Here is a 15,536-nt window from a genome sequence, read left to right as displayed (position 1 = left end):
AGAGGGCGCCCCTAGGATCGAGGCGCCCTGATATCTCAATTACATGCGTTCAATGGCGATCGCGATGCCCTGGCCCCCGCCAATGCACATGGTGATCAAAGCCTTGGAGCCGCCGATGCGCTCTAGCTCGTACAGCGCTTTGACGGTGATAATGCACCCAGTTGCGCCAACCGGGTGACCCAGAGCAATCGCACCGCCGTTCGGGTTCACCTTGGCTGCATCGAGGCCAAGTCCCTTGTTCACCGCAAGTGCCTGCGCCGCAAAGGCTTCGTTCGATTCGATCACATCAAAGTCGGTGATCGCGAGACCCGTCTTGGCCAAGAGGTTTTCAACCGCTGGAACCGGGCCAATGCCCATAACCTCCGGGCGTACACCAGCATGGGCATAGCCCAGCACGCGGGCTTTGGGCTTGAGGCCAGCCTTTTCCGCAGCGTCCGCGCGGGCCAGAACGATGGCCGCCGCACCGTCATTGATACCTGATGCGTTGCCAGCCGTTACGCGCCCGTCTTTTTTAAACACAGCGCGCAGCTTGGCGAGCGACTCCTCGGTCGAAGGCGTGGGGTGCTCGTCGGTATCAAAGGCCACCACCTCACGGCGCTTCTTGACCTCGACGGGTACGATCTGGCTCTGGAAATGGCCCGCTTCGATGGCTGCTGCTGCCCGCTTTTGGCTTTCCAGCGCAAAGGCGTCCATCTGCTCGCGGGTCACATCGTGTTCGTCCGCCACATTTTCAGCGGTGATACCCATGTGACCTGTGCCGAACGGGCAGTTCAGCGCGCCCAGCATCATGTCGAGCGTTTTGACATCGCCCATCTTCTGACCCCAGCGCTGAGACTGAATAATATAGGGCGAGCGGCTCATGTTCTCGGCACCACCCGCCAAAGCAAAATCCGCATCCCCCAGCATCAGAGACTGTGCCGCTGAAACAATCGCCTGCGCACCGGAACCGCACAGGCGGTTCACGTTCATGGCAGGGGTGGTGTCAGGAATGCCTGCATTCATCGCCGCCACGCGGCTCAAGTACATATCGCGAGGCTCGGTATTGATCACATGCCCATAGACAACCTGGCCGATCTGGCCGCCTTCGACACCCGACCGCTCCATCGCCGCCTTGGCCGCTGTTGCGCCCAGGTCGATCGGAGCAGTATTGGCGAGCGATCCGCCAAATGTGCCAATTGCGGTCCGTGCGCCATCGAGAATTACGATATCGGTCATGAGGAAGCCTCCGTAAGAAAAACAGTTGGGCTTAACCTACTACGCTGACCTTGGGTCACAAGGGTACACGTTGTCCTGTGACGCTGCGTGCATTGACAGGGACGCGACGGCACAGCAGTTATGGGACATGAACAGCGAAAACCAGATCCTCGACCTATTGCCCGCCCGCCTGAAAGAGGCGCGTCGCGAACAGGGCCTGTCTCTGGACGCCGTTGCCAAACTCTCCGGCGTATCTCGATCCATGGTCAGTCAGATTGAACGCGGAGAATCTTCACCCACGATTGCCACGCTGTGGAATCTGACCCGCGCGTTGCAGGTGGACTTTGCCGGACTTCTGGAAGAAGGCAGCACCGAAGACCGCATTGAAACGATCCGCGAGGCCCAAGTGCCCAGTATCGACAACATGGGCCAAGGCTGCCGGATCAGGATCCTGTCGCCCCCCGAACAAGCGGGCAAACACGAGGTTTATGATCTGCGCTTTTCCGAAGGTGGCTTGCTGGACAGCCAACCTCACACCCGAGGCGCGCGCGAGCAACTGACGGTCATTGAAGGGGAAATCGAGGTTGTTTCAGGGACAGCACACGACACACTGAGCGCGGGCGATACCGCCAACTATGCCGCAGACGTGACCCATTCAATCCGCGCCACGAACGGCCCGGCACGTGCCTTTCTAATCGTACAAGACGCCTGAGACCACACATCCGGTCCTCGTATTGCGGAAAATACTCCCGCCGGAGGCATTTAATGGGATCAGGTGTTTGTGGAATCCGTTATCACGGATTTTTTCCAAAATAGGGGAAATCTTCTATTTCGGAATTCTGTCCGCTATGATAGACATCATTCCAGAATCATGGAGGATGTCATGTCCAAAGACTTTCTGAACCACGTCACAGCCACTCTGCAACAGATCGAAGCCGAAGGTCTGATGAAACGTGAGCGAATGATCACCTCGCCTCAGGGCGGCGAGATCACTGTGGGTGGTCAGGAGGTTATCAACCTCTGTGCCAATAACTATCTAGGCCTGGCCGACCACCCGGCCCTGATCGACGCCGCGCAGGGCGCGATGGAGCCGCGTGGGTTTGGCATGGCCTCCGTGCGGTTCATTTGTGGCACACAAGACATTCACTGCGAGTTGGAACAGAAGCTGGCAAAGTTCCTGAACAAAGATGACGCAATCCTGTTTGCTGCCTGTTTTGATGCAAATGGCGGTTTGTTCGAGCCGCTTTTGGGGCCGGAAGACGCAATCATTTCCGACAGCCTGAACCATGCATCGATCATCGATGGCGTGCGGCTCTGTAAAGCAAAACGTTACCGCTACATGAACAATGATATGGCCGATCTTGAGGCGATGCTGAGACATGCTCGCGAAGAAGGCGCGCGCCACATCATGGTCGCAACCGATGGTGTGTTCTCAATGGATGGGTATCTGGCCAATCTGCCCGAGATCACTCGTCTGGCGAAAGAATACGACGCATTGGTGATGGTCGATGATTGCCACGCCACGGGCTTCATGGGGCCAAACGGGGCTGGCACGCCGGATCATTTCGGTGTCGACGTAGACATTTTGACTGGGACGCTGGGCAAAGCACTTGGGGGGGCCATCGGCGGTTATATCGCTGGGCCGCAGCCAGTGATTGACCTGTTGCGGCAGCGCGCGCGGCCCTATTTGTTTTCTAATTCGCTGCCGCCCAGTATTGTCGCCGCTGGTCTGGAAGCACTTCGACTGGTTGAAGAGGGCGCTGACCACCGCGCCAGATTATTTGAAAACGCCCGCTATTGGCGCGCAGGGCTAGAGACCTTGGGCTTTGACATTCTACCCGGCGAACACCCAATCATTCCAGTGATGTTGGGTGAAGCACAGCTGGCGCAGGACATGGCAGCCAAGCTGTTTGACGAAGGGGTCTATGTGTCTGGGTTCTTCTTCCCTGTTGTTCCACGTGGCCAGGCCCGCATTCGCACCCAGATGAATGCTTCTCTGACCCGTGAAGAGCTGGATCGCGCCCTAGCCGCTTTTGACAAGGTTGGCCAAGAATTGGGAGTGATCTGATGCGCCCTAACACGATGAAAGCATTGGAAAAATCTTTTCCGCGCGAAGGCTTATGGGCGGCGCAAGCACCGGTCCCGGAAATCGGACCCGAAGATGTCCTGATCCGCATCAACAAAACCGGGATCTGCGGCACCGATATTCACATTTGGAACTGGGACGACTGGGCCTCGGCCACAGTTCCTGTTCCGATGATCACCGGCCACGAATTTGCCGGAGAGATCGTCGAGATTGGCCGCAATGTCACTGGGCTGGAAGTTGGCCAGCGCTGTTCAGGCGAAGGCCATTTGATTGATCATGACAGTCGCCAAAGCCGTGCAGGAAAATTCCACCTTGATCCCGGCACCCGAGGCATTGGCGTTAACGAGCAGGGTGCCTTTGCAGAATACCTGCGCCTGCCTGCCTTCAATGTCGTTCCTTTGCCTGATGACATTCCAGATGAAATCGGCGCCATCCTCGATCCCTTGGGCAACGCGGTGCACACGGCGCTGAGCTTCGATTTGCTGGGTGAAGATGTGCTTATTACCGGCGCCGGTCCAATCGGCATCATGGCGGCCTCCGTGGCGCGGCACGCAGGCGCAAGAAATGTCGTTATCACGGACATCAATCCCGACCGTCTGAAACTTGCGGAACATGTTGTGCCCACGGTTCGTAGTGTGGACGTCACCAAAGAAGATCTGAACGATGTCATCGCTGAACTGGGTCTAACGCAGGGATTTGACGTGGGGCTGGAGATGTCTGGCAGCCAGATAGCTCTAGACCAGATGGTCGAAGCTCTTGTCATGGGCGGCAAGATTGCCCTGTTGGGCATCCCGCCCGGCAAGTCCCCAGTGGACTGGTCGCGCATCGTGTTCAAGGCGATCACAATCAAGGGCGTTTATGGCCGCGAGATGTTTGAAACCTGGTACAAGATGATCGCTATGCTGCAAAATGGGCTTGATGTAAGTCGCGTGATCACGCACCAATTTGACGTCGACAACTTTGAGCAGGGTTTTGCCGCGATGAAATCTGGCGCCTCAGGCAAGGTTGTTTTGAACTGGCGATGACTTTTGGGCAGGAATAGAGACTGATATGGCGGCGAACTCTCTTTTGGATGTCATTGGAAATACGCCATCGGTTTGGTTGGATCGTTTGGTATCTGCCCGCGGCCTAGAGGGGCGTATTCTGGCAAAACTGGACTATCTGAACCCCGGGTTTTCCAAAAAGGATCGTGCCGCCAAGGGCATTGTAGACGCTGCTGAACGCAGTGGAGACCTTGCTCCGGGTCAAACCGTAGTGGAATTGACCAGTGGTAATATGGGGACGGGTCTGGCCATCGTTTGCGCGCTCAAAGGCTATCCTTTTGTTGCGGTGATGAGCCGCGGCAATTCCGTTGAACGCGCACGGATGATGGCTGCTCTTGGCGCCGAGGTTGTTCTGGTCGATCAACTTCCCGGTTCAGTTCCCGGGCAAGTGTCAGGGGGTGACCTCGCGGAGGTGGACAGAGTCGCCAAAGAAATTGTCATTGAACGGGGCGCCTTTCGCGCGGATCAGTTCAACCATCCCGGCAATCCAAAGGCGCATTTTGAAACCACCGCTCCCGAGCTTTGGTCTGACAGCGACAACAGTCTGACAGCATTCGTTGATTTTGCGGGATCGTCGGGCACCTATGCAGGCACAATTGCCGGGCTAAAAGCACTGCAGCCCGACATTCGAGGATATGTGCTGGAACCCATCGGAGCAGCTGCCTTGTCTGGCAATCCCGTCTCGCAACCGGACCACCCAATACAAGGTGGCGGTTATGCGATGTCTGATCTGGCATTCATGGTCGACACACCGGTTGATGGGTTTTTGACAATCAGTGGCGCAGAAGCTCGTGACATGACACGCGCGCTGGCCCGGGAAGAGGGTGTTTTTGCCGGGTTTTCAGCAGGCGCAAACGTCGCTGCCGCCTTGTCGTTGCTGCAAGGGTCTGAGCGTGGCGGCGTTGTTGGCGTCGTGATTTGCGACAGTGGATTAAAGTACCTGTCAACCGACCTGTTTGAATGACAGATTTGGAGAATTAGGCTGAAACAGGGTCGATTCTCCGAGTTCTGAAAGCAATCTCATGACACCGGCAAAGGCGGCACTTCCACCTGATGTCTGGGCGCGTTGCGCTTGACCAACCGCCCGATCATCACTGTTTCTTTTCCACATTGTCTCACCCTTCAACTAAGGGCCCCCACACCTGTTAGGGTGAGGTTGGACAGTTTCGAATTTCTTGAAGAGCTAGACCCAAGTAATGAGGATTTTAGGGATTATTCCGGCGTGAGCACCTGACGTCCCGCGTCTGACAAGATCCAGCAATCACGTCCTTCAAACACCGCAGATGTCAAAGGACGGCCATAACCTGCCCCGGAATCCAGATTGATCCGGTTGCCCTTATGCACGGGCTGCCGTTCCGGCGTATGCCCATGAACAACCAACCACGGATGCACGTCTGGAAAATCCAAAAAGTCGCGACGAATCCAGCACATATCGTCTTCAGACTGTTGGTCCAGCGGCACGCCAGGGCGGATACCGGCATGCACAAACAACAAACCCTGGTGCTGATAATAGGCAGGCAGATTGCCCATGAACGCGATGTGGCTTTGAGGGATTTGTTCGCGGGCAATCGGGTGAATTTGGTAGTACCGTGACCTGTCTGAGGTCTCGATCCCGTAGGATGCCAGCGTTTCCCGCCCTCCTATCCGATCGTTGAACCAATCCATCCCCAATAAAATTTGCGGATCCGGACGAGGCAGATCCTCGAGGAAATACGAATACATCCGGTCGTGATTACCCCTAAGGATGGTCCAGTTTCGCCCGTCGGCCTGCCCTTTCATCAAAAGTTCAATCACTCCGGCGCTGTCAGGCCCCCGATCAACAAGATCACCCAGAAAAACAATCTGCGCATCTGCCCCCCCGTCACGTTCAATTCGCGAAAGCGCGTCCTGAAGCATATCAAGTTGGCCGTGAATATCTCCGACTGCGTAGATGGGGATCGTCATGTTGTCAGGTTAGCCTTACGGGTAGATTGAGGGGGCCGCGAAACCCAAAGCCATGCCAAATGACCGAGTCTGGGTCTACCAATTCCATATTAGGGAAGCGGTCAAACAGCAATGGCAGCATGATCTGCACCAGCATCATGCGTGATACGTGTGTGCCCTGACAGAAATGCGGACCGGTCCCAAAGCTCTGATGCGTTTTCTTCTCGCGGAACAGATCATAGCGCTCTGGGTTTTGGTGAATGTCTTCATCATGGCCCGCGCTGGCCTGAATGGTCATCAGAACATGATCTTTTGGGATGAAACAGTCTCTGATTTCTGTATCTTCCGTGGCCCGGCGCGAGCTGACCTGAATAGGCGCAACCCAGCGGACCCCTTCTTCAAAAGCATCCAGAAACCATTTGGGGTCTTCTTTGACGGCAGCGATATGGTCGGGGTTGGTCAGCAGGCCAAACAGGATCGTACAAAGCGCATCGCGAGGTTCGTTGATGCCGCCGCCAATTGCGATTTTGACGTTCGAGCGGACCTGACTGGTTTCAATGGGGTCTTGCGCATTAACCATGGCTGAAAGCGCAGATGGGCCCTGCTCAGCCAAGTGGCGCTCTGTTTCACGGTCAAGCAGTGCATTCATGTCCACATGCGCCGCGTCCACAATGGCAAAGGGGGCTTCTTCCCAGCCAAAGTTGCCCGCCCCGTTGATCAGAGATTGCGACCAGTGGATCATCTGGTCATCCGTGGCGCTTTCAATACCCAAGAGGTTTGCAAGGCAGCGCGCTGCGTAAGGCGCAGCCAAAGAGGGAAACAGGTCAATGACCTCTCCACGCGGCAGGCGTGCGACGTAGTCTTCAGCCACCTGGCGATAGATTCCAGTCCAGTGATCCCGCAAGTTACGTGGGTGAAAAGCTGGGGCCATGGCACCGCGTTCGCGTGCATGATCAGCACCGTCCTTCCGCATAAGCGTATGAGCCTGAAACGCGCGCTTCATCGGCGTGTTCGGGTCATCGGACGAAAACAGCTCAGCGTTGTCTTTAACGGCTTTTGTGTCGGCTGCCTTGGTGAGCATCGTCCGTCCAACAGCCGGAACATGCGCCACAGGCATCTCGGCGCGCAGCCGACGGTAGATGCTGTAGGGATCTCGCACCAGATCGTCGATTGTGATCGTGTCGTCAGTCGGTATGGCTAGGGACATGATTGGCCTCCGGTCATGCAGTGCATCGTAGACCCAGAGGTTATCCTGTGCAAAATAAAATTTCACATGTTAACGAAAAACGCCGCCCCGGGTGTGGGACGGCGTCGCGTTCGGCGTTGCAAATCTGATCAGGCGACGTCGAATTGCAGGGGCTTGATCTGACGGAAAAGGCCGGTTTCGGCCAGCTTGGCGCGGGCTTCTGCAGGTACAGCTTCGTCAACATAGAGAAGTGCAATCGCTTCACCGCCAACGTCGGCACGGCCAAGAGTGAAGTTCGCGATGTTGACGCCATTTTCACCCATGGTTTGACCCAATGCGCCGATGATGCCGGGCTCGTCTTCGTTGGTGGTGTAGAGCATATGTGCCCCGATTTCAGCGTCGATGTTGATGCCCTTGATCTGGATAAAGCGCGGCTTGCCATCCGAGAACACCGTCCCAGCGATGGAACGTTCGCGATGATCGGTAACGACGGTCACCTTGATGTAACCGTCAAAGGTGCCCGACTTGTCCTGATTGGTGGTCGAGATCTGAATACCGCGTTCTTTCGCAACAACAGGCGCCGACACCATGTTCACGTCAGGGTTGGCCTTTTTCATGATACCCGCAACCACAGCACAGTTCAGCGCGGCAAGGTTCATGTCAGCGACAACACCGTCATAGAGAATGTTGATGGCCTTGATTGGCTCATCGGTCATCTGACCCGAGAAACTGCCAAGGTGCTCGGCAAGCTTGATCCACGGCCCCATGACCTTGGCCTCTTCGGCCGTGACCGAAGGCATGTTCAGCGCGTTCTCAACCGCGCCGGTCAGCAGGTAGTTGGACATCTGATCAGCGACCTGAAGGGCAACGTTTTCCTGCGCCTCTGTTGTCGCCGCCCCAAGGTGCGGCGTGCAGACCACGTTGGGCAAGTTGAACAGGGCATTTTCTGTAGCGGGCTCGACCTTGAACACGTCAAAGGCGGCGCCAGCAACGTGACCCGATTTCAGCATCTCAGCCAGCGCTTCTTCGTCAACCAGACCACCGCGGGCGCAGTTGATGATGCGGACGCCTTTCTTGGTCTTGGCCAGATTTTCGCGGCTCAGGATGTTGGCGGTGGCATCGGTGAAGGGGACGTGCAGGGTGATAAAGTCAGCGCGGGTCAAAAGCTCGTCCAACTCGACCTTTTCGACCTGCATCTTGTCGGCCTTTTCTTCCGAGAGGAAGGGGTCATAGGCGATGACCTTCATCTTGAGGCCCCGCGCGCGGTCACAAACGATACCACCAATGTTGCCCGCACCAATGACGCCGAGGGTCTTGTTCGTCAACTCGGTGCCCATGAACTTGGACTTTTCCCATTTACCGGCGTGGGTCGAGGCAGATGCCTCGGGGATTTGGCGGGCGACCGCGAACATCATCGCAATCGCGTGCTCGGCGGTGGTGATCATGTTGCCAAAAGGCGTGTTCATGACGATCACACCTTTTTTCGACGCGGCCTCTTTGTCGACGTTGTCAGTGCCGATGCCGGCGCGACCGATGACTTTGAGGTTGTCGGCACGTTCGAGAAGTTTGGCGGTGGCTTTGGTGGCCGAGCGGATCGCGAGGCCGTCATACTGGCCAATCACTTCCGCAAGCTTGTCTTTGTCCTTGCCAAGGTCAGGCATGAAATCCACAGCAATCCCGCGGTCACGGAAGATCTGAACAGCGGTTTCTGAGAGTTTGTCGGAAACGAGTACTTTGGGGGCCATGAGTTTGGTCCTTTTTGATGTCGGGGTGGCGGATCGTCATGTCCGCCCAACAGATTTTGAGAGAGTTGGTAGGGCGGGCATGATTGTCCGCCGAACCCTTAGGATTGATTTGCGATTTCAGCCTCAAAGGCCCATGCCAACCAGGGCAACATGGCCTCGATGTCCGAAGTCTCAACCGTGCCGCCGCACCAGATCCGCAGACCGGCAGGGGCATCGCGATAAGCGCCAATGTCCAGAGCGATGTTTTCGGTTTCCAGACGCTTTGCGACGGCCTTGGCAAAGGCGGCGCCATCCTGAATACGATCATCGGTGAATTTCAGACACACCGAGGTGTTCGACCGCGTGCCGTCATCCTCGGCGAGGTTGGCGATCCAGTCGTTGGCGTCGCAGAAATCAAACACGGCCTGCGCATTGGCGTCGGCACGGGCGATAAGACCCTGCAATCCACCAACCGAGCGCGCCCAATCCAGCGCGAAGAGGTAATCTTCGACCGCCAACATCGACGGCGTGTTGATTGTGGCACCCGTAAAGATGCCGTCGATCAGCTTGCCACCCTTGGTCAGGCGGAAAATCTTCGGCAAGGGCCATGAGGGCGTGTAGCTTTCCAGACGCGCGACAGCGCGGGGGCTGAGGATCAGCATGCCGTGAGCCGCTTCGCCGCCCAACACTTTTTGCCAGGAGAAAGTGGTCACATCCAGCTTGTCCCAGGGCAGGTCCATCGCGAAAGCTGCCGAAGTGGCGTCGCAGATGGTGAGACCTTCGCGGTCGTCGGCAATCCAGTCGGCGTTTGGAACACGCACACCGGCGGTGGTTCCGTTCCAAGTGAAGACGACGTCGTTGTTGCAATCGACCGAAGCGAGATCAACGATCTTTCCGTAGTCGGCGGTTTCTACCTCGGCGTCGATTTTCAGCTGTTTCACCACGTCGGTAACCCAGCCCGAGCCAAAGCTTTCCCATGCCAGCATCTCGACTTTGCGTTCGCCCAAAAGCGACCACAGAGCCATTTCGACCGCGCCGGTGTCGGACGCAGGAACGATGCCGATCTTGTAATCAGCGGGGATGCCCAGAACTTCGCGCGTGCCTTCGATCGCGGCCTTCAGCTTGTCCTTGCCAATAGCGGCACGGTGCGAGCGGCCCAAGGCGGCGTCGGCGAGTTTGGTGACATCGAATGTGGGGGGTTTGGCACAAGGGCCAGAAGAAAAACGCGGATTAGCCGGCCGCGTTGCCGGTTGCTGAGTAGCCATCAATGCTATCCTTACAGATATATGCCTCTCGTTGGGGAGAGGTGTCCCACGGACGGACATAGAGGGGTGTTTGTGGTTCCACAACAGTCAAAATGAAGCTATAGCGCCGCTTGAACGCTGAAAAGCGACCTGAAATGACCACTATCGGAAACTTTCCCATGTACTTCGCCACACTTCTAACTTCGCCCACGACCCCCTCACTCGATCCGGCTTTGGTCGAATCGCTGCGCAACGCCTGGGGTGGTGGGGATGCGAACTGGCTGGCTTTGGACGAAGCTGCAGAGTTCGCGCTGGAGGTCATGCCGGACAATCGTTGGGACGTCTGGTCAGACCTGCAAAACATGGGTGTGGACCTTGTGATTTTGCCTACAGAGGGGCGGAAAAAGAAGATGCTGCTGGCCGACATGGACTCGACCATGATCCAGCAGGAATGCATCGACGAGTTGGCGGATGAGGCTGGCGTGGGAGAGCGGGTCAAGGACATCACCGCTCGGGCTATGAATGGTGAGCTGGACTTTGAAGGCGCGCTGACCGAGCGGGTTGGTCTGTTGAAGGGCTTGGACGAAAGCGTGATTGCCAAAGTTCTGGCCGAGCGCATCACGCTTATGCCCGGTGGCAAGGCGTTGCTGGGAACCATGAAAGCAAATGGGGCTTACGCGGCCTTGGTATCAGGTGGCTTCACGGCGTTTACGGCAAAGGTTGCCGCCGAGCTGGGCTTTGACGAGAACCGCGCCAATACGTTGCTTACTGAAGGCGGCAAGCTGAATGGCGATGTCGGCCGCCCGATCCTTGGGCGTGAGGCGAAAGTTCAGGCGCTGAAAGAAATCACGGACCGTCTTGGGCTGGCGCATGAGGATGTTATGGCTGTAGGCGACGGTGCCAATGATCTCGGGATGCTCGAGCTGGCTGGGTCAGGCGTGGCCCTGCACGCGAAACCTTCCGTGGCAGCCAAATGTGAGATTCGCATCAATCACGGCGACCTCACCGCGCTGCTCTACATTCAGGGCTATGCCAAAACGGATTTTGCCTGATCGCTTCACGCTTGCGTGAGGTTTGGACAGGTCTGTTGTCATCTATTTAACTTTAGAGTTAAATAGGCGAATGACCAATCTGATTTCGACATTTTCGGCCCTTGCCGACGAAACCCGACTATCCATCGTAGAACGCCTGATGGCGCAAGGCGAATTGCCCGCAGGTGACCTTGTGGCGGATGCAAGGATCAGCGGGCCAGCGATTTCCCGACACCTTAAGGTGCTGCGCGAAGCGGGGCTGATCTCGCAACGCGCTGAGGGCAATAAGCGTTTGTACGCCGTGCGCCCCGAGGCGTTGCGCACCATCGCTGACTGGACAATGGATCATCGCACATTCTGGGAAGCCGGTCTGGATCGGCTGGAAGCACTTCTTTCGGAGGACGACCATGACTGACCTGAGGCTTGAACGTGATTTCTCGGTATCGCCAGATCGATTGTACAAAGCTGTAACTGCCCGCGCGGACTTGTTGAAGTGGTGGGGGCCAGAGGGCATGGACGTCCCCGAGGATGACATGGACTTCACCAAGACGGGCCCATGGTTTTCGGTCATGCGCAACAGCGAAGGCCAGCGATACAAAGTCTCGGGCCATGTCACCCATGTGTCTCCGCCTAAGTCCGTTGGGTTCACCTGGGCATGGCATGATGACAGCGACCAGCGCGGCGCCGAGAGCCACGTGACTTTCACCATTGAACAGACCGAGACCGGTGCGCGGCTGGTGATTGATCATCGTGATCTGGGTGATGACGAGATCAGCGCCAACCATGAGAAGGGCTGGAGTTCTTCGCTCAACGATCTGGCGAAACTTCTACAATAATCAGTTTCAAAACAGGGAGATAACAAAATGCCAAAGTTTATGTTCATATATCACGGTGGTGGCCGCCCGGAGACCCAAGAAGAGGGTGAGCGCGTGATGGCGGCCTGGGGCGCCTGGATGGAAGGCATGGGCGACGCCCTTGTTGATGGCGGCAATCCGGCAGGCATGTCCAAAACGGTGACAGCCTCCGGCGTGGAAGATGACGGCGGAGCCAACCCAGTGTCCGGCTATACGCTGGTCAACGCCTCGGACATGGACGCGGCCTGTGCCATGGCCAAGGGCTGCCCAATTCTTGAAGGCGGCGCTGGTACAGTTGAAGTCGCGGAAGCAATGGAGATGTAAGTCGCTCTAGCGGCTTCGTTCCATGGGTGCCCGGGGAATACCCCGGGCAGCAAAAGTCAGGTTAGATAAAACCTTCAGCGGGTTTCATCCGACCAGTCACAAGGCCATCCCAATTCTGAATAGGCCCGTTGACGTATTTCTGTGCCAACGGGTGCGCTTCGTTCAGAACACCGAGACGGATCAGGATTGCTGCAATCGCACATTCGGCACCCCGCGTACTGCCATCTGCGATCTTTACGGCAACCCCCAGTTTTTTCTCTGGGATGATCGCGATGAAATACGCCTCGGCCCCTGTCTTGACTGCAACCTTGTGATCCATCGCACGCATCAGATCGGTACAAGCGCGGCCCTCGCCCGCCACCAACTCAGGATAGGTTGCCATCGCCCGATGCAACCGCGCCGCAGCGCTTTGCCGTCTGTCGCCATCCGGGTTGGCTGCCGCAAAAAAGGCCATGGCGCGTGCCATTCCGTGCATGGTCGTGGCAAAATTGGGCGCAGAACACCCGTCAATGCCATAGCCAGGCGTGTCTTCTTTCGTGACCTCTTCGAATGCCGCTTTGACGGCCTTTTGAACCGGGTGATCCAAAGCCACATAGTCCGGACCAGCGCCAAGATGCTTTGTGAGGGTCAGAAAACCAGAATGTTTGCCGGAACAGTTGTTGTGATAGCGACAAACGGATTTGCCTGCGCGGATCAATGCGTCACGCGCGTCAATGTCGCGAGGCTCTTGTGGCCCACAACAAAAATCATCGTCGCTTAGCCCAAGATCTTTCAGCCAGGCTGTGACCGGCGCAGAATGAATGTCCGCCCCCTGATGCGACGCACAAGCCAACGCCAGCTGGGCATCGGTTAACCCTGCCGCATCGGCGGCTCCGCTTTCAATCAGAGGCAGGGCCTGCAGCATTTTTGAAGAGCTTCTAGGCAACACAACGGCAGAAGGATCGCCCCAGGCATCGACGATTTGACCGTCTGCACCACACACCACGGCATGCCCCAAATGCATGCTTTCCAGAAAGGGTCCACGCCAGATTTCCACCATTGGCACAGGATTTGTCATCACAGACCTCGTTTTATTGGGCAAAATCATGCCAACAGGTCTTTTCCCGGTCAGCCAAATCAGGCTAATGTGTTTATATCGAGAAAGAAATGTCCGGTTCGCGAAAAAAGCGGCAAAAGCCGATGGGCCGGAAAACTGAGGCAAAGCACAGCTTGGAGGCTGTTGATATGGGATCACTCGTAATGAGTCGGTACGCGATTGGCGCATGTGTTGGCGCAATGCTGGGCATTTGGGCCCAAGGCGCCAGTGCACAAGAACAATCATCCGCGCCCTGCTCGAACCAGGTAACGGACTGGAGCGTCTGCGTTGCAGAGCAGCCCAAGGAATGCTGGGCCGTCAGCACCGCCAAGGAAAGCGTGAACACCAAAGAGGGTCGCGTCGTCGCAGTGCGTCGCAGTGACATCCTGTTCATGGTCTTCTTCCGACCCGAAGTTGGCGTCAAAGGTCAGGTCGGGTTTACCGGAGGCTATCCATTTGCGAGCGGCTCAACGGTCAACCTCAGCGTTGATGGCAATTCTTTTGAGTTGTTCACCGAAGGTGAGTGGGCATGGCCCGCTTCGGCTGCGGACGACAGCAAGATCGTCACCGCCATGAAGCGCGGAACCAAAGCAACGCTGTCGGCGCAATCTTCGCGTGGCACGAAAACCCAAGACTCGTTTTCACTGCTTGGATTTACCGCCGCCGTTGAGGGCGCTGAGCAGCGCTGTGAATAAACACTAAGCCGCCTGAAAGGGCGGCGGAACGGCCCCTGCCAGGGTCTAAGCCACATCGTCACCATGGGGGAACTGATCGGATGAACCGGTCGGAACACTCAGACGTGGGGCCGAACAATGACAACGCCGTATTTTACTGAAATCAAGTATCGCGGGCCGGCGCAAAACGACTTTGTCGAAGTTGCCATTGCCGAAGGCACAGACACGTCTGATATCCAGATTGTGGTCTATCACCCCAATGGGAACCTTCGCTCGATCAATGGGATTGGCAACTATCAGGATACGGTCGCGGGCAAAGACGTCTATTCACTTGCTGGCGTGGGCGTGCACAAAGACGGCGCCGTGGCGCTGGTTCAAAATGGAGTTGTCATTGATTTTGTCTCTTTCGACAACACGGTGTCACCAACAACCGGGCCTGCCGCCGGGCTAACCTCAACGCAAATTGGGTCAACCGGCAATGATCAGACCCAATCAGTTCAGCTGGATGATGATGGCAATTGGACCACCGGGGATCTGAACGAAGGCTCGATTCCCTGCTTCCTCGCTGGCACATTGATTGCCACAAAACGCGGCGAAGTCGCCGTCGAAGACCTACGCCCCGGCGACATGGTTGTTGTTCGTGATGGAGGATTCGCTCCAATTCGCTGGATCGGTTCGATACAGGCAGACGCAAGGGGTACACGTTTTGAAAGCAATGCACCGATCTGCATTCCGAGGGGATCAATGGGCCGCAACATGCCTGCACGCGATCTTTTTGTGTCCCCAAACCATCGTATCTGGATGCGGGACGCCAAGTTCGAGGTGTTCTTTGCCGAACGTGAAGTTCTGATTCCAGCCAAGCATCTTGTTGGCTGGAGCGGCATCAAACAGGTGAAGTACGTGCCCAACCCCGAGTACTTTCACCTCTTGTTCGACAGCCATCAAATCATCATGTCGGACGGCATGCCGACCGAGAGCTTTCACCCCGGTGAAGTCACTATCGATCAGTTTGAACACGAAGCCCGAGACGAGATTCTGCGCCTGTTCCCGGAACTGATAGATCTGGCCAGTTATGGCGACACGGCACGCCGCTGTCTCAAAGGCTACGAAGTGCCATTGGCATTGCAGGCAAAGTCAGCGGCCTAACCTTGTTTTGTTTGCTTTCGGGCCCAAATGGT

Annotated in this window: 16 protein-coding genes; 10 read left to right on the top strand and 6 right to left on the bottom strand. The window is 56.6% G+C overall.

Translation table 11 applies throughout. From position 1 onward, the window contains the following. Nucleotides 1-39: 39 nt before the first annotated feature. Nucleotides 40-1,215: an acetyl-CoA C-acyltransferase family protein gene (locus tag Q0932_RS02390; RefSeq protein ID WP_299349350.1), complete on the bottom strand. Its 1,176-nt coding sequence runs from the start codon at nucleotides 1,213-1,215 to the stop codon at nucleotides 40-42. A gap of 127 nt (nucleotides 1,216-1,342) precedes the next feature. Here Q0932_RS02390 and Q0932_RS02385 point away from each other — a divergent pair, with 127 nt between their 5' ends. The 4 genes from Q0932_RS02385 (at nucleotide 1,343) to Q0932_RS02370 (ending at nucleotide 5,287) form a co-directional block, all read left to right on the top strand. Further along, nucleotides 1,343-1,906 (top strand): XRE family transcriptional regulator, encoded by a 564-nt coding sequence (locus tag Q0932_RS02385; protein WP_299349345.1) that lies wholly within the window; start codon nucleotides 1,343-1,345, stop codon nucleotides 1,904-1,906. Between the two features lie 171 nt (nucleotides 1,907-2,077). Continuing rightward, nucleotides 2,078-3,262, top strand: coding sequence for a glycine C-acetyltransferase (locus Q0932_RS02380; protein WP_299349342.1), 1,185 nt, complete (start codon nucleotides 2,078-2,080; stop codon nucleotides 3,260-3,262). Nucleotides 3,263-3,276: 14 nt separating this feature from the next. After that, nucleotides 3,277-4,305: an L-threonine 3-dehydrogenase gene (gene tdh, locus Q0932_RS02375; RefSeq protein ID WP_299349655.1), complete on the top strand. Its 1,029-nt coding sequence runs from the start codon at nucleotides 3,277-3,279 to the stop codon at nucleotides 4,303-4,305. A 25-nt stretch (nucleotides 4,306-4,330) separates the two neighbouring features. Then, nucleotides 4,331-5,287 carry a cysteine synthase family protein gene (locus Q0932_RS02370; protein WP_299349339.1) on the top strand — a complete coding sequence of 319 codons (957 nt, stop codon included), beginning with the start codon at nucleotides 4,331-4,333 and terminating at the stop codon, nucleotides 5,285-5,287. A gap of 248 nt (nucleotides 5,288-5,535) precedes the next feature. Here the strand turns inward: Q0932_RS02370 and Q0932_RS02365 are convergent, their stop codons facing one another. From Q0932_RS02365 to Q0932_RS02350, 4 genes are all read right to left on the bottom strand, one after another. Further along, entirely contained in the window at nucleotides 5,536-6,267 is a 732-nt protein-coding gene (locus Q0932_RS02365; protein ID WP_299349336.1) for a metallophosphoesterase family protein, read from the bottom strand. Nucleotides 6,268-6,271: 4 nt separating this feature from the next. Next, entirely contained in the window at nucleotides 6,272-7,453 is a 1,182-nt protein-coding gene (locus tag Q0932_RS02360; RefSeq protein ID WP_299349333.1) for a cytochrome P450, read from the bottom strand. A gap of 128 nt (nucleotides 7,454-7,581) precedes the next feature. Continuing rightward, nucleotides 7,582-9,177, bottom strand: coding sequence for a phosphoglycerate dehydrogenase (gene serA / locus Q0932_RS02355; protein ID WP_299349332.1), 1,596 nt, complete (start codon nucleotides 9,175-9,177; stop codon nucleotides 7,582-7,584). Between the two features lie 98 nt (nucleotides 9,178-9,275). Continuing rightward, on the bottom strand, nucleotides 9,276-10,421 hold the full coding sequence (locus Q0932_RS02350) for a phosphoserine transaminase (RefSeq protein ID WP_299349329.1): 1,146 nt from the start codon (nucleotides 10,419-10,421) through the stop codon (nucleotides 9,276-9,278). Between the two features lie 158 nt (nucleotides 10,422-10,579). On the opposite strand from Q0932_RS02350, the gene serB reads away from it, so the two are divergent. From serB to Q0932_RS02330, 4 genes are all read left to right on the top strand, one after another. After that, nucleotides 10,580-11,452: a phosphoserine phosphatase SerB gene (gene serB, locus Q0932_RS02345; RefSeq protein WP_299349654.1), complete on the top strand. Its 873-nt coding sequence runs from the start codon at nucleotides 10,580-10,582 to the stop codon at nucleotides 11,450-11,452. 70 nt (nucleotides 11,453-11,522) lie between these two features. Continuing rightward, on the top strand, nucleotides 11,523-11,846 hold the full coding sequence (locus tag Q0932_RS02340; protein ID WP_299349326.1) for a metalloregulator ArsR/SmtB family transcription factor: 324 nt from the start codon (nucleotides 11,523-11,525) through the stop codon (nucleotides 11,844-11,846). Continuing rightward, the gene (locus Q0932_RS02335; RefSeq protein WP_299349323.1) at nucleotides 11,839-12,267 is read left to right on the top strand and encodes an SRPBCC domain-containing protein; all 429 of its coding nucleotides are present in this window, start codon (nucleotides 11,839-11,841) and stop codon (nucleotides 12,265-12,267) included. The genes Q0932_RS02340 and Q0932_RS02335 overlap by 8 nt, the downstream gene beginning before the upstream one ends. A gap of 27 nt (nucleotides 12,268-12,294) precedes the next feature. Then, entirely contained in the window at nucleotides 12,295-12,609 is a 315-nt protein-coding gene (locus tag Q0932_RS02330) for a hypothetical protein (protein ID WP_299349321.1), read from the top strand. A 61-nt stretch (nucleotides 12,610-12,670) separates the two neighbouring features. Here Q0932_RS02330 and Q0932_RS02325 read toward each other — a convergent pair whose 3' ends face one another. Continuing rightward, the gene (locus Q0932_RS02325; RefSeq protein ID WP_299349319.1) at nucleotides 12,671-13,666 is read right to left on the bottom strand and encodes an asparaginase; all 996 of its coding nucleotides are present in this window, start codon (nucleotides 13,664-13,666) and stop codon (nucleotides 12,671-12,673) included. 167 nt (nucleotides 13,667-13,833) lie between these two features. On the opposite strand from Q0932_RS02325, the gene Q0932_RS02320 reads away from it, so the two are divergent. Together Q0932_RS02320 and Q0932_RS02315 are read left to right on the top strand one after the other, a co-directional pair. Further along, nucleotides 13,834-14,379 carry an invasion associated locus B family protein gene (locus tag Q0932_RS02320; protein WP_299349317.1) on the top strand — a complete coding sequence of 182 codons (546 nt, stop codon included), beginning with the start codon at nucleotides 13,834-13,836 and terminating at the stop codon, nucleotides 14,377-14,379. Between the two features lie 117 nt (nucleotides 14,380-14,496). After that, a complete protein-coding gene (locus tag Q0932_RS02315) occupies nucleotides 14,497-15,504 on the top strand; it encodes a Hint domain-containing protein (protein WP_299349314.1) in 1,008 nt (335 codons plus the stop codon). Nucleotides 15,505-15,536 lie beyond the last annotated feature (32 nt).

It is taken from the genome of uncultured Shimia sp. (assembly GCF_947498095.1).
Classification (GTDB): domain Bacteria; phylum Pseudomonadota; class Alphaproteobacteria; order Rhodobacterales; family Rhodobacteraceae; genus Shimia.
The sequence above is the reverse complement of the archived record's forward strand: the minus strand, read 5'-3'. Positions and strand labels throughout refer to the sequence as shown.